Source organism: Streptomyces sp. x-19, from assembly GCF_046549115.1.
In the GTDB taxonomy this organism is placed as follows: Bacteria; Actinomycetota; Actinomycetes; order Streptomycetales; family Streptomycetaceae; genus Streptomyces; species Streptomyces albulus_C.
Genome location: NZ_JAJPWK010000005.1, coordinates 141,682 through 157,116, shown reverse-complemented (window position 1 = coordinate 157,116; position 15,435 = coordinate 141,682). Strand labels below are relative to the sequence as shown.

Annotated in this window: 2 protein-coding genes and 1 pseudogene (1 of these 3 only partly in view); all 3 read right to left on the bottom strand. The window is 74.9% G+C overall.

Annotated features, from left to right (window positions below; translation table 11 throughout):
- Positions 1-411 precede the first annotated feature (411 nt).
- Positions 412-7,074 (bottom strand): annotated as a pseudogene (locus ACLJT4_RS15535) (SDR family NAD(P)-dependent oxidoreductase); the annotation flags it as partial.
- A 40-nt stretch (positions 7,075-7,114) separates the two neighbouring features.
- Positions 7,115-12,496: an SDR family NAD(P)-dependent oxidoreductase gene (locus ACLJT4_RS15530; RefSeq protein WP_411122909.1), complete on the bottom strand. Its 5,382-nt coding sequence runs from the start codon at positions 12,494-12,496 to the stop codon at positions 7,115-7,117.
- An 11-nt stretch (positions 12,497-12,507) separates the two neighbouring features.
- Positions 12,508-15,435, bottom strand: the 3' end of a protein-coding gene (locus tag ACLJT4_RS15525; RefSeq protein ID WP_411122908.1) for a type I polyketide synthase. 25,569 nt of this gene lie beyond the right edge of the window; the window shows 2,928 of its 28,497 coding nt (coding positions 25,570-28,497); its start codon lies beyond the right edge, outside the window; the stop codon is at positions 12,508-12,510.

The following is a 15,435-nucleotide window of genomic DNA, read 5'->3' as shown; positions in this document are numbered from 1 at the left end:
CGGCGGGCGGCCCGGTGGGCCGCCCGCCGTTGCCGTGTCACGGCGCCGCCGTCACTCGCCGAAGGTCGCCGCGAGCCAGTCGTCCGCGATCTGGGAGGCCGCGGAGGCGTCGGACCGGACGATGGACAGGTGGTCCGCGTCGAGCTTGACGATCTCGGCCGACGGGATCATCTCGCTCAGCCCTTCGCCGCCGGCCGCGATGCCCGGGTACAGCCGGGTCGCCTGGATGCTGAGCACGGGGGTGTTCATCTGGGGCACGTCGATGCTGTTCAGCAGGTGCATCCACCGCCCCATCGCGGACAGGTTGGCGTTGAGGATCCGGACCTGGGTCGCCTCCGACGCCAGGAAGTTCGCCTTCAGCAGGCCGCCGTAGTCGATGTCCTCGTTCTCCTCGTGCCGGATGCTGAGGGTGTCCAGCAGCACCAGTCCCGCGGGCTTGATGCCCCAGGTGTTCTCCAGCACGCCCGCGGCCGCGTAGGAGAACGCGCCGGCGGAGGAGTGTCCGACCAGGATGAAGGGTTCGCCGTCGCTGGCGCGCAGCGCGCTCTCCGCGATCGTCCGGGCGGCGCACTCGGCCGTGGCCGGCTGCCGGTCCCCCGGGGCGAAGCCGACCAGCGGCAGGGCGCAGACGTTCCGTCGGCCGCGGAAGCGGGCGGCGAACCTGGCGTACTCGTGGACGCCGCCGTTGGCGGTGGGCGTGCTGATGCAGATCAGCCGCGGTGACGCCGGGCCCTCGGCGAGCGTGGTCGGCAGCGGCAGGTCCTCCAGCTCTGCGGTGTTCTCGTAGGACGGGCCGACGCCGCCCATCGCCGACACCAGGCGCCGCGCCTCGCTGATCCGGTCCTCCCTGATGGAGGTGAGGAAGTGCTGCACCAGCCAGTCGTCCTGGTCGCCGGTGCCCGAGCGGGCTCCCCCGGCACCGGCGGGCGCGGCGACCCCGCCCGGCCGCGCGACGAGTTCGCCGTCCAGCCAGGTGGCGAGCTTCTCGGTGGTCCTGTTCTCGAAGACCACGGTCGCGGGCAGTTGCAGACCGGTGGCCGCGGCGAGCCGGTTGCGCAGTTCGACGGAGGTCAGCGAGTCGAAGCCCAGCTCCAGGAACTCCCGCTGGGTCTCGATGCCCTCCGGCGAGGCGTGCCCGAGCACGGCGGCCGCCTCGGTCCGCACCAGGTCGACCAGGACGGCCATCCGCTCGTCCTCGGCCCGGTCCGCGAGCTGCGCGGCGAGGTCGCCCGCCGAGTCGGCGGCGGGCTTGCCGGCGGCGCGCCGGCGGGTGGCGACCAGTCCGCGCAGTACGGGCGGCACGGGGCCGTCGATGCGCAGCGGGCCGGCGGTCCGGCCCAGTGCGACGAGGTGGGCCGCGTCGCACACCCCGGCCGCGTCGAACAGCGCCATGCCCTGCTCGACGGTGAGCGGCTTGGCTCCGTACGCGGCGATCCGCTGGAGGTCGGCGTCGGTCAGGTCGGCGGTCATGCCGCTGCCCTGGGCCCAGGCACCCCACGCGAGGGACTGCGCGGGCAGGCCGTCGGCCGTGCGGAGCCGGGCGAGCGCGTCGAGGAAGACGTTGCCCGCGGCGTAGTTGCCCTGGCCGGGGGCGCCGGTCACGCCCGCGATCGAGGAGTAGAGCACGAACGCGGCCAGGTCGAGGTCCTTGGTGACCTCGTGCAGGTGCCAGGCGGCGTCCACCTTCGGGCGCAGCACGGCCGCCAACCGCTCCGGCGTCAGCGAGGTCACCACGCCGTCGTCGAGGACACCGGCGGTGTGGATCACGGCGGTCAGCGGGTGTGCGGCGGGCACCGACGCCACGGCGGCGGCGAGCTCCTGGCGGTCGGCCACGTCGCAGGCGCGGACGTCGACCTCGGCGCCGTGGGCGGCCAGTTCGTCGCGCAGGGCGTCCGCGCCGGGGGCGTCGGGGCCGCTGCGGCTGAGCAGCAGCAGGTGGCGCACGCCCCGCTCGGTCACCAGGTGGCGGGCCAGCTCGCGGCCCAGGCCGCCGGTGCCGCCGGTGATCAGGACGGTGCCGTCCGGGTCCCAGGCGCGCGGCATGGTCAGCACGGCCTTGCCGGGGTGCTCGCCGCGGTGCACCGCGTCGAACGCCGCGGCGCTCCGTCGGACGTCCCGGGCGGTGACGGGCAGCGGGTGCAGCACGCCCCGGTCGAACAGCGCCAGCAGTTCCTCGAACGTCTCCTGGACGCGCTCCGGGTCGGCCGCGGCGACGTCGACGGTGCGGTGGCGCACGGCGGTGTCCGGGCCGGGCTCGGGGGCGTCGCCGCCGAGGTGCAGGAAGTGGCCGTCGGGTGCGGTCAACCGCAGGGCGGCGGCCGCGGGTTCGCCCGTCTGGGCGGTCAGCACCACGTCCACGCCGCGGTCTTCGGTGGCCGCCCGGAAGCGCTGCTCGACGTCGGTGGTCAGGGCGGCGGCGATGCGGTCGGGCGCCACGCCCAGCTCCCGCAGGGGCGCGCCCCGGCCCTCGTCGGCGACGGCGAACACCTCGGCGCCGAGGTGCCGGGCCAGTTGGACCGCCGCCAGGCCGACGCCGTCGGCGTCCACGTGCACGAGGACCGACTGGCCCGGTTGCAGCCCGGCGAGGTCCTTCAGTGCGTGGTGGGCGGTCAGGAAGGCCAGCGGTACGGAAGCGGCCTGCTCGGGGGTCCAGCCGTCGGGAATGCGGGTCAGCAGCCGCCCGTCGGCGACGGCCACCGGCCCGAAGCCGCCGGGTACCAGGCCCATCACGCGGTCCCCGGGGCGCAGCCGGTCCGCTCCGGGGCCGGTCTCGGTCACCACGCCGGCGGCCTCGACGCCCAGCGGGGCGGTCGCGTCCCGGTGCGCGCCCAGGGCGTTGTCCACGTCCCGGACGTTCACGCCGGCGGCCTGGACCTGGATGCGGACCTGTCCGTCGGTGAGCGGTTCCAGGGCCTGCGGGCACGGCGCGAGCACCAGGTTGGCGAGGCTGCCCCGGGCCGCGGTGTCCAGCCGCCACGGCCCGGCGGGCGGCAGCAGTCCCGCGTCGCTGCCCAGGAGCGCCAGCCGTCCCACCTTGATGACCCCGTCGCGGAGCACGAACTGGGCGTCCTCGGTGGCCAGCAGGCCCGGGAGTTCCGCGAGCAGCGTGGCGAGGTCCCCGTCGGTGTCGTCGAGGTCCAGCAGCGCGATGCGCCCCGGGTTCTCGGTCTGTGCCGAGCGCACCAGGCCCCACACGGCGGCCGCGGCCACGTCCCGCACGGGCTCGCCCTCGGCGGTGGAGACGGCACCCTGCGTGAGGAACACCAGGCGTGCGGAGCCGGACGCCTGCTCCTCCCACTCGTGGAGCAGACCCAGCACCTTGGCGGTCAGCGCGTGCGCGGCGGCGGGCACGTCCTCGCCCGTCCCGGACACGGGGACGATCACGAGGTCCTCGTCGCCGGTCAGTTCCGCCAGGGAGGCGACGGAGGCACCCACGCCGATGTGGTCGGCGCCCAGGGCCACGCTGCGGACGGCGGCGGGCTGCACCTCGGGGGCGGTCACCCAGTCCAACGACAGCAGCGCGTCGTGCTCCGGGCTGCGCCGGGTGGCCACCGGGGCCGCCGCGCCGGCCAGTTGACCGCGCAGTACCAGGGCCTCGGCGGACAGGACGGGGGCGCCCTCGACGTCGACGGCCGCGATGGACACCGCGTCGTCACCGGTCTTCACCACGTGGGCGCGCAGCACCGAGGCGCCGCCGGCGTGCAGTGAGACGCCCTGCCAGACGAACGGCAGGAGCTGGTCGTCGTCGGCGCCGACCCCGGCCATCCGGTGGGTCTGCAACACCGCGTCCAGCAGCGCCGGGTGCAGGCCGTAGGACGCGGCCTCGTCCGCGACCTGGGCCGGCAGTGCGACCTCGACGAACGCCTCGTCGGCCCGCCGCCACACCGCGCGCAGGCCCTGGAAGGCCGGGCCGTACCCGGTGCCGTCGTAGAAGCCTTCCAGGTCGACGGCCACCGCGTCGCGGGGCGGCCAGACCGGGGCACCGAAGTCGGCGATCCGCTCGGTGGTGGTCAGCGTGCCGTTGGCGTGCTGGATCCACGGCTGGTCGGGCGCGTCGGCGGAGCGCGAGTGGACGGAGATCGTCCGGGTGCCCCGCTCGTCGGGGGCGCCGATCAGCACCTGGACCTGGGCGGCGCTCTCCTCCGTCAGCACCAGCGGGGCGAGCAGGACGAACTCCTCGACCCGGCCGCAGCCGACCTGGTCTCCGGCGCGCAGGGCCAGCTCCAGGAATCCGGCGCCCGGGAAGAGAACGTGGTCGCCGATGGCGTGGTCGGTCAGCCACGGGTGGGTCCGGAGCGAGAACCGGCCGGTGAACACGGCCTCGTCGGAGTCCGCGAGGGTGAGTGTCGCGCCCAGCAGGGGGTGGTGCGCCGGGAGCAGCCCGACGCCGGTCACGTCCCCGGCCGAGACGGCGGGCCGGGGCCAGTACCGCTCGTGCTGGAAGGGGTAGGTGGGCAGGTCCACGCGGCGGGCGCCGGTCCCGGCGAACCACTCGGCCCAGTCCACCGGCACGCCCGTGACGTGCAGCCGGGCCAGGGCGGTGAGCAGGGCGGTCTCCTCGGGACGGTCCTTGCGCAGCGCCGGGACGACGACCGCCTCCCCGTCCAGGGTGTGCTGGGCCATCGCCGACAGCACACCGTCCGGTCCCAACTCCAGGAACACCGAGGCGCCTTCGGATTCCAGCGCCCGCACGCCGTCGGCGAAACGCACCGTCTCCCGCACGTGCCGCACCCAGTAGTCCGGCGAGCACAACAATTCCGCGGCGGCGACCTCACCCGTCACGTTCGACACGACAGGGATCCGCGGAGCCTCGTACGACAGCCCCAGAACCACCTGCCGGAACTCCTCCAACATCGGCTCCATCAGGGGCGAGTGGAAGGCGTGGCTGACCTGGAGCCGCTGCGTCTTGCGACCTTCGTCCTTCAACTCCGCCGATATGCGGAGCACTTCGGCTTCGTCACCGGCGAGGACGACCGCTTCGGGGCCGTTGACCGCCGCGATCGACACCCCGTCCACCAGCCGCGGCCGCACCACCTCCTCGGACGCCTGGACGGCCACCATCGCACCACCGGTCGGCAACGCCTGCATCAACCGCGCCCGCGCCGCCACCAGCACACAGGCATCCTCCAACGACAGCACCCCGGCCACGTGCGCCGCCGTGATCTCGCCGATCGAATGCCCGGCGACGAAGTCCGGCCGCACGCCCAGCGACTCCGCCAACCGGAACAGCGCCACCTCGACGGCGAACAACGCCGGCTGGGTGGACCCCGTCTCGTCCAGGCCGTCCGCCGTGCCGAACATCACCTCCCGCAGCCCCTGGTCGAAGTGCGCCAACACCTCGTCCAACGCCGCCGCGAACACCGGGAACCTGGCGGCCAACTCCTTCCCCATACCGGCGCGTTGCGCGCCCTGCCCGGAGAACAGCACCGCCACCTTGCCGTCGACGTCCTGGGCGAGGCCGCGCGCGACCTCGACGGTCCCGTCGTCCCCGGCCAGCAACACCGCACGACGCTCCAGGTGCGCGCGGGAGGTGGCCAGCGAGTAGCCCAGGTCGACGGGGGCGTGGTCGGTCAGCGCGGTGATCTGCTCCAGTTGCGCGGCCAGTGCCTCCTCGGTGCGCGCGGAGACCGGCCACGGCACGGTCGACGGCGCAACGGCCGGCGCCGCGGGCACCGCCTCGCCGTCCTCCTCGTCGCCCTCCCCGGCGACCGGCGCCTGCTCGATGATGACGTGGGCGTTGGTGCCGCTGATCCCGAACGACGACACGCCCGCCCGCCACGGCCGGCCGGCCTTGGGCCACTCCTGAGGCTCCGTCAGCAGGCGTACCGCGCCGGACGACCAGTCGACGTGCGACGACGGTGCGTCCACGTGCAGGGTCGGCGGCAGCACCCCGTGCCGCATCGCCAGGACCACCTTCAGGATGCCCGCCACGCCCGCGGCCGCCTGCGTGTGGCCGAGGTTGGACTTCACCGAACCCAGCAGCAGCGGGCGCTCGGGGTCACGGCCCTGGCCGTAGGTCGCCAGCAGGGCCTGGGCCTCGATCGGATCGCCGAGGGTGGTGCCGGTGCCGTGTGCCTCGACGGCGTCCACGTCATCCGTCGACAGTCCGGCGTTGGCCAGTGCCTGCTGGATCACCCGCTGTTGGGAGGGGCCGTTGGGCGCCGTCAGACCGTTGGAGGCGCCGTCCTGGTTCACGGCCGAGCCGCGCACGACGGCGAGGACCTCGTGCCCGTGCCGGCGGGCGTCGGACAGGCGCTCCAGCACCAGCAGGCCCACGCCTTCGGACCAGCCGGTCCCGTCGGCCGCCTCGGCGAACGCCTTGCACCTGCCGTCCGCGGCCAGTCCGCCCTGCCGGCTGAATCCGGCGAAGCTCATCGGCGAGGACAGCACCGTCACGCCGCCGACGAGGGCGAGCCCGCACTCACCGGAGCGCAGCGCGTGGGCCGCCAGGTGCAGGGAGACCAGCGAGGAGGAGCAGGCCGTGTCGACGGTGACGGCCGGGCCCTCCAGCCCGAAGGTGTAGGACAGTCGCCCGGACAGGACGCTGCCCGCCAGGCCGGTGCTGGCGTGTCCTTCGACGTCCTCGCGGGAGTTCAGCACGACGTTGGTGTAGTCGACGCCGTTCGTGCCGACGAACACACCGGTGTCGGTGCCGCGCAGCGAAACCGGGTCGATGCCGGCGCGCTCCAGGGCTTCCCAGGAGGTCTCCAACAGGATGCGCTGCTGGGGGTCCATGGCCATGGCCTCGCGGGGCGAGATGCCGAAGAAGCCGGCGTCGAACGCGGCGGCGTCCACGAAGCCGCCCTCGGCCGTCGTGCTGCTGCCGCTGCCCCCGCCGGTGAGCGAGCTCAGGTCCCAGCCGCGGTCGGCGGGGAACTCCGCGATGCCGTCGCGTCCCTCGCTGAGCAACTGCCAGAGGTCTTCCGGCGAGCGCACTCCGCCCGGCAGGCGGCAGGACATCCCGACGATGGCGAGGGGCTCCTGTTTGGCGGACTCGGCCTCCCGGAGCCGTTCGCGGGTCTGGTGCAGGTCGTTGGTGACCCACTTCAGGTAATCAACGAGCTCGTGGTCGTTCGGCATGACGAGGAACCTTCCGTGTGAATGGGGGCCGGGTTCAGCGGTCGCTGTGACGCCCGAGTTCGTTGTCGATGAAGGCGAGGATTTCCACCGCACTGGCGGATTCGAGACGTTCGGCGACCCCGGAGCCGTTCTCCTGCGCCGCGGTCCCCCGCCAGGTGTCCAGGAGTTGCGACAGGCGGTTGGCGACGGCGGTCCGCGTGCGGGAGTCGGGCGCGCCGGCCGCGAGTGCGGCGTCGAGCCGATCGATCTCCGCGAGCAGGGCCGGGCCCGCCGCTGTCCGGGCTTCGTCCACGAGCTGCGGGACGAGGTGTGCGGAGAGGGCGAGGGGGGTGGGGTAGTCGAAGACGAGGGTGGCGGTCAGCCGCAGTCCGGTCGCGGTGGCCAGACGGTTGCGGAGCTCGACGGCGGTCAGCGAGTCGAAGCCCAGGTCGTGGAACTCCCGCCGGGCGTCCACCGCCTTGGCCGAGGTGTGCCCGAGTACGGCAGCGGCCTCGGTCCGTACGAGGTCGGTCAGCAGCCGGACCCGGTCCTCCGGCCGTGCCTGCGCCAGGTTCCGGGCGAGCTCGGCGGGGGCGTCGGCGCCGGGGGCGGAGCTCGCGGCGGTCCGCCGGGCGCCCTTGATCAGGCCCCGGAGCACCGGCGGAACGGCGCCGCGGACCCGGGTTCCGGCGGCGACCGGGCCGATCGGGACGAGGTGGGGTGCGTCCGTCGCGGTGGCGGCGTCGAACAGCGCCAGGCCCTGCTCCGCGGTGAGCGGCGGCACGCCGGTCGCCGCGATCCGCTGCATGTCCGCGTCGGACAGTGCCCCCGTCATGCCGCTGGCCTGTGCCCACGCGCCCCAGGCGAGGGACTGGGCGGGCAGGCCCCGGGCGGCGCGGTGCCTGGCCAGGGCGTCGAGGAAGACGTTGCCCGCGGCGTAGTTGGCCTGGCCGGCGCCGCCCATGACGCCGGAGATCGAGGAGAAGACGACGAACGCGCCGAGGTCCGTCTCCCGGGTGAGCTCGTGCAGGTGCCAGGCGGCGTCCACCTTCGGGCGCAGCACGCCCGACAGTCGCTCCGGGGTCAGTGCGGTGACCACGCCGTCGTCCAGCACACCGGCCGTGTGGATCACCGCGGCCAGCGGATGGGCGAGGGAGTCGAGCACCCGGCCGAGCGCGGCCCGGTCGGTGGTGTCACAGGCGGCGATCGTCACGTCGGCGCCGAGGGCCGTCAGTTCGGCGCGCAGCGCGGCGGCACCCGGTGCGGTCTCTCCGCTGCGGCTCACCAGGACGAGGTGCTTGGTCCCGTGCTCGGCCACGAGGTGCCGGGCGAGGAGGCCGCCCAGGCCGCCCGTACCGCCGGTGATCAGCGTCGTGCCGTCCGGGTCCCAGGCGGGGAGGCGGGGGGTGGCGTCGTCGGGTGCGGGCAGCCGGGCGAGCCGGGCGAGGTGCACCGTGTCGTCGCGCACGAGGAACTGGGCGTCGCCGGCGGCCAGCAGGCCCGGCAGCGCGGCCGGGAGGTCCGCGTCCGGCGTGTCCACCAGGGCGAAGCGGTCCGGGTGCTCCGACTGCGCCGAGGCCACCAGGCCCCATACCGCCGCGGCGGCCAGGTCGTCACCGGACACCGCGCCGTCGGTCACGAACACCAGCCGGGCGGCGGCGAACCGCTCGTCCGCCAGCCATGCCTGGATCAGTCCCAGCGCCCACGCGGTCCGTTCGTGGACGGTGCCCGGGACGTCGTCGGCGGTGCCCGGCACCGTGGCGACGACGAGTTCGGGCACGTCCTCCAGCGACGCCAGTCCGCCGGTGCCCAGCGTCACGCTGCGCACGTCGTCGGCGGCCGGTGTCGGGGCGGCCGGCACCCAGTCCAGTCGCAGCAGGGCGCCTTCTTCGGCACCGGTGCCGGCCGCGCGCGCGAGCGGTTTCCTGGCTTCCAGGACCAGGGAGTCCACCGACAGGACGGGGGCCCCCGCGGCGTCGGCGACGGCGACGGCGTACGTGTCCGGGCCGGTCTTCGCCAGGCGTATGCGGACCTCCGACGCCCCGCTGGCGTACAGTTCGACGCCGTGCCAGGCAGAGGGGGCGAGGTCGCCGTCGGGTGCGGCCGCCTGCGTCACGGCTTCCAGCAGCGCCGGGTGCAGGCCGAAGTCCGCCGCGTCGGCGACCTCGTCGGGCAGCACGGCCTCGACGAAGGTCTCGTCACCGTGGCTCCACAGGGCGCGAACCGTCCGGAACACCGGGCCGTGCTCGACGCCCTCGTCGTGGTCCGCGGGGTGCGTCGGCTCGGCTCCGGCCGGCGGCCAGGCGGAGGCGTCGAACGCCGCGGTGCCGTGCGCCGTCCCCCCGGCCGACGATGCGGGCGTCAGCGTGCCGTGGGCGTGGTCCGTCCACGGCCGGTCGGGGGTGCCCGCGGGCTGCGAGGACACCCGGACCTCGCGCTCGCCGTTCACGTCGGGTGCGCCGAGCGACACTTGGAGCAACACGGCGTCGTCGCCGGCCAGTACGAGCGGCTCGGTGAGGGTGAGCGTGTGCACGCGGTCGCAGCCGACCTGGTCGCCCGCGCGGACGGCGAGTTCGAGGAAGCCGGCGGCGGGCAGGACGCACGCGCCGTCCACCACGTGGTCCAGCAGCCAGGGGTGGGTGCGGGTGGACAGCCGGCCGGTGAGCAGCAGCCCGCCCGAGGCCCCCAGGGGCACCGCCGCGCCCAGCAGGGGGTGGTCGGCGGGGAGCAGGCCGGCGCCGGTCACGTCCCCGGTCGACGCGGTCGGCGCGGGCCAGTAGCGCGCGCGTTGGAAGGGGTAGGTGGGCAGGTCCACGCGGCGCGCGCCGGTACCGGCGAACCACGCCGCCCAGTCCACCGCCACGCCCGCGACGTGCAGCCGGGCCAGTGCGGTCAGCAGGGCCCGTTCCTCGGGGCGGTCCGCGCGCAGGGCGCTGACGCACAGCGCGGCCTCGTCCAGGGTGTGCTGCGCCATCGCCGTCAGCACGCCGTCCGGCCCCAACTCCAGGAAGACCGAGGCGCCTTCGTCCGCGAGGGTCCGCAGGCCGTCCGCGAAACGGACCGTCTCCCGCACGTGCCGCACCCAGTAGTCGGGCGAGCACACCGATTCCCCGGTGACCAGGCGTCCGGTCACGTTGGACACGAGGGGGAGCCGCGGCGGTGAGAACGACAGTCCCTCGGCCACCCGCCGGAAGTCCGCCAGCATCGGCTCCATCAACGCCGAATGGAAGGCGTGGCTGACCGCGAGGCGTTGCGTCTTGTGGCCTTCGTCCTTCAACTCCGCCGATATGCGCAGCACTTCGGCGTCGTCACCGGCGAGGACGATCGCCTCGGGGCCGTTGACCGCCGCGATCGACACCCCGTCCACCAGCCGCGGCCGCACCACCTCCTCGGACGCCTGGACGGCCACCATCGCACCACCGGTCGGCAACGCCTGCATCAACCGCGCCCGCGCCGCCACCAGCGCACAGGCATCCTCCAACGACAGCACCCCGGCCACGTGCGCCGCCGTGATCTCGCCGATCGAATGCCCGGCGACGAAGTCGGGGCGGATCCCCCAGGACTCCACCAGCCGGAACAGCGCCACCTCGACGGCGAACAACGCCGGCTGGGTGAACCCGGTCCCGTCCAGGCCGTCGGCGTCCCCGAACATCACCGGCCGCAGTTCCGGCAGTGCGCCTTCGAACTGCGCCAGCACCGCGTCCAGGGCCGCCGCGAACGTCGGGTGCCGGTCGTACAACTCCCGGCCCATGCCGGCGCGTTGCGCGCCCTGCCCCGAGAACAGCACGGCGAGCGGGCGGTCCGTCGCCGCCCGGCCCCGCGCCGCCTCGGTCAACGCACCGTCGGGGCACGGCGCGAGCAGCACCGCGCGGTGCGCGAACGTCGAACGCCCCGAGGCGAGCGAGAAGCCCACGTCCAGCGGTGTCGCCGTGCCGCGGTCGGACCCGATCCGCTCGATCTGTGCCGCCAGTGCCCGCTCGGACTTGGCCGACACCAGCCACGGCACCTCGGTGGGCACCCCGCCCGGTTCCGTGCGGGGCGCGTCGTCGGGGTCGGCCCGTTCGATGATGACGTGGGCGTTGGTGCCGCTGATCCCGAACGACGACACCCCGGCCCGCCACGGCCGGTCGACCCCGGGCCATCCCTGGGCCTCCGTCAGCAGCTCCACCGCACCCGCCGACCAGTCCACGTGCGACGACGGCTCGTCGACGTGCAAGGTCGGGGGCAGCACGCCGTGCTGCATCGCCAGGACCACCTTCATGACCCCGGCCACGCCCGCGGCCGCCTGGGTGTGGCCGAGGTTGGACTTCACCGAGCCCAGCAGCAGCGGGCGTTCGGGGTCACGGCCCTGGCCGTACGTGGCCAGCAATGCCTGGGCCTCGATCGGATCGCCCAGCGCGGTGCCGGTACCGTGCGCCTCGACCACGTCCACGTCGCCGGTCGACAGTCCGGCGCTGGCCAGTGCCTGCCGGATCACCCGCTGTTGGGCCGGGCCGCTGGGCGCGGTGAAGCCGTTGGAGGCGCCGTCCTGGTTGACGGCCGAGCCGCGCACGACGGCCAGGACGGGGTGCCCGTTGCGGCGGGCGTCGCTCAGGCGCTCCACGAGGAGCACCCCGGCGCCCTCCGACCAGCCGGTGCCGTCGGCGGCGTCGGCGAACGCCTTGCAGCGGCCGTCCGCCGCGAGGCCGCCCTGCCGGCTGAACTCCATCAGGGAACCGGGGGACGCCATCACGTTGACGCCGCCGACCAGGGCCAGCGTGCACTCACCGGCCCGCAGGGCGTGGGCCGCCGAGTGCAGGGCCACCAGCGACGAGGAGCAGGCCGTGTCGACGGTCACCGCGGGGCCTTCCAGGCCCAGCGTGTAGGACAGTCGGCCGGACGTGGCACTGGCGGCGATGCCGGTGCCGATGTCCCCGGTGGCGTCGGTCAGGGAACGGATGAGCAGGTGGGCGTAGTCCTGGCCGTTGGTGCCGATGAACACCCCGGTGCGGCTGCCGCGCAGGGCGGTGGGGGCGATGCCGGCGCGCTCGATGGCTTCCCACGAGGTTTCCAGCAGCAGCCGCTGTTGCGGGTCCATGGTGACGGCTTCGCGCGGGGAGATGCCGAAGAAGTCGGCGTCGAAGTCCCCCACGCCGTCGAGGAAGCCTCCTTCCTGGCTGACTGCGTTGCCGCGTTCGTCGACGCCGGCGTCCCGCAGGGCGCCCAGGTCCCAGCCGCGGTCCGTGGGGAAGGCGCCGATCGCGTCCTTGCCCGCGGCCAGCAGCTCCCAGAGGTCGTCGGGCGAGTGCGCGCCACCGGGGTACCGGCAGGCCATCGCCACGATCGCGATCGGTTCGGTGGCCGCGGCGGCGAGCTTGTGGTTCTGCCGGCGCAGGTGCTCGGCCTCCTTCAACGAGGCGCGGAGGGCTGCGACGACGGTTTCACTGGATGTGGTCATGGTCCGCTCTTTCAGCTCTGTCCACGCTCGTGGGAGGAGTTGCCGTCGAACGCCGCCTGCACCAGGTCGGCGACGTCCATGGCGTCGATCGATGCGTCGTAGGCGTCGTCCGCCGTCGTGGTGGCCGCGTCGTCGGAGGCCGCGGCCTGTTCGGCGGCGAGCTTCAGCAGGGGGTCGAGCACTCCGATCTCGCGCAGTCGCTTCATGGGGACGGAGGTGAGGAGGGCCCGGATGCCCGCGGCGTCCGCCTCGTCGTCGGCCGCCTCCTCCTGCCCCGGCCCCTCGTCGGGGACGAGCCGGGCCAGGACGTGGTCCGCCAGTTCGCTGGGGTTGGGGTGGTCGAAGACGAGCGTGGCGGCCAGGGTCAGTCCGGTCGCGGCGCCGAGTTGGTTGCGCAGTTCGACGGCGCTGAGGGAGTCGAAGCCGAGGTCGCGGAAGGCCCGGTCGGCCCCCACGGCGTCGGCCGTGGGGTGTCCCAGTACCGCCGCGGCGCGGCTGCGGACCAGGTCCAGTACGGTCCGGGCGCGCTGCGCCGGTGTCTGGCCCGTCAACTGCTCGCGCAGGGCGTCAGCGGTGGCGCCGGCGCCACTGTCCTGCGCCGCCCGGTCCTCGGTGCCGGCCGGCACGCCGAGCAGCGGGCTGGGCCGTACGGCGGTGAAGGAACGGACGAACCGGTCGCGGTCGAGGTCGGCGACGATCTCGGTGGGCCGTCCGTCCATGACGGCCCGGCGCAGCGCCACGACGGCGAGGTCCGGGTCCAGCGCACGGATTCCGGTGCGCTGGGCCAGGTCGGCCGCCCGCTGGTCGGCCGCCATGCCCTCGCCGCCCCACACGCCCCAGGCGACCGAGGTCGCGGCCAGGCCCCGGGCCCGGCGGTGTTCGGCGAGCGCGTCCAGGTAGGCGTTGGCGGCGGCGTAGTTGGCCTGGCCGAGGTTGCCGACCGCTCCGGAGGACGAGGAGAACAGGGCGAAGACCGCCAGGTCCCGGTCCCGGGTGAGGTCGTGCAGGGCCAGGGCCGAGGCGGCCTTGGCGCGGAAGACGGCCTCGTAGCGGTCCGGGGTGAGGCTGTCGAGGACACCGTCGTCCAGGACGCCCGCGGTGTGGATCACCCCGGTCAGCGGCGCGTCGTCGGGGACCGCGGCGAGGACCGCGGCGAGCGCGTCGCGGTCGGCGGCGTCGCAGGCGGCGAGGGTCACCTCCGTGCCCAGTGCGGTCAGTTCGGCCCGCAGGTCGTCCGCGCCGGGGGCGTCGGCGCCCCGGCGGCTGAGCAGCAGCAGGTGCCGGGCGCCCGCCGCGGCGAGCCGGCGGGCGACCTGGGCGCCCAGGGCTCCGGTGCCGCCGGTGATCAGGACGGTGCCGGTGGGCTCCCACTCCGCCGCGCCCTGCCCGGCCGGTACGGGCACCAGTCGGCGGCCGAGGGCGGCGGAGGGCCGGATCGCGATCTGGTCCTCTCCCCCGGGGGCCGTGAGGGTTTCCGCGAAGCGGGCCGCGGTCCGCTCGTCGAGGGTGTCGGGCAGGTCGATCAGTCCGCCCCAGCGCTGCGGGTACTCCAGGGCGGCGACCCGCCCCAGGCCCCACACGGCGGCCTGGGCGAGCCCGGGCACCGGTTCGGCGGGGGCGGCCGCTACCGCGCCGCGGGTGACGCACCACAGGGGGGCGGCGATCTCCGCGTCGCCGAGCGCCTGGAGCAGGGCGGTGGTCAGGGCCAGTCCCGCGGGGGCCGTCGACGTGTCGCGGCCGGGCCCCTCGGCGAGGGCGAGCAGGGAGACCACTCCGGTGAACTCGCGCCCTTCGTCGACCAGTTGGTGCAGTCGCGCGGCGAGCGCCGCACGGTCCGGGCCGGGCGCTTCCAGGCGCACGGTGTTCGGGCCCAGGGCGGCGACGGCGTCGGCGGCCCAGGCGTCGTCGGACGAGCCGGCGGGGAGCACGGCGAGCCAGGTGCCGGCCGGGGCGGGGGCGGGCTGTGCGGTGAGCGGCTGCCAGCCGATCTGCTGCCGCCACCCGTCGACGGTGTGCTCCTCGTCCCGCCGGCGGCGCCAGTCCGCGAGCGCGGGCAGCACCTTGGCCAGGGCGTCACCGTCGACGTTGAGGGTCGTCTCCAGCGCGGCGAAGTCGGCCTCGCGCACCGCCGACCAGAAGCCGTCGTCCCCCTCGGCCGGGGCCCCGGGGTCGGTGGCGGACTCGGTGGCCGGCCAGTACCGCTGGTGCTGGAAGGGGTAGGTGGGCAGGTCGGTGCGGCGGGGCGCGGTCGCGGCGGTGCCGAACAGCGTGTCCCAGTCGGGGGCGACTCCCTCGACGTACAGCCGGGTCAGGGCGCTGAGCACGGACTCCTGTTCACCGCGGTCCCGGCGCAGCGCCGGTACGGTGACCGGCCGCGCGGGCAGGGCGTCCAGGGTGTCCTGGGCCATGGCGCAGAGCGTGCCGTCGGGGCCGAGTTCCAGGAAGGCGGTCACGCCGCGTTCGGCCAGGGTCTGCACCCCGTCGGCGAAGCGGACCGCCTCGCGGACGTGCCTGACCCAGTAGTCCGGGTCGCACACCTGCTGGTCGGTGGCGGCCCGGCCGGTCACGTTGGACACGAGCGGGATCGCCGGGGCGTGGTAGGTGAGGGTCGCGGCGACCCGTCGGAAGTCCTGGAGCATGGCATCCATGTGCACGGAGTGAAACGCATGGCTGACCCGCAAACGCGTAGTCTTCCGGCCGTCCGCGGTGAACTTCTCCGCCACCTCCGACACGGCGTCCTCGTCGCCGGAGAGCACCACCGACCGCGGCCCGTTGACCGCGGCGAGGCACACGCGCTCGGCCAGGTGCGGCCGGGCCTCCTCCTCGGACGCCTGGACGGCGATCATGGCGCCGCCCGTGGGCAGGGCGTTCATCAGCCGTGCCCGGGCGGCCACCAGCCGGCACGCGTCGTCGAGGGAGAGGACCCCGGCCACGTGCGC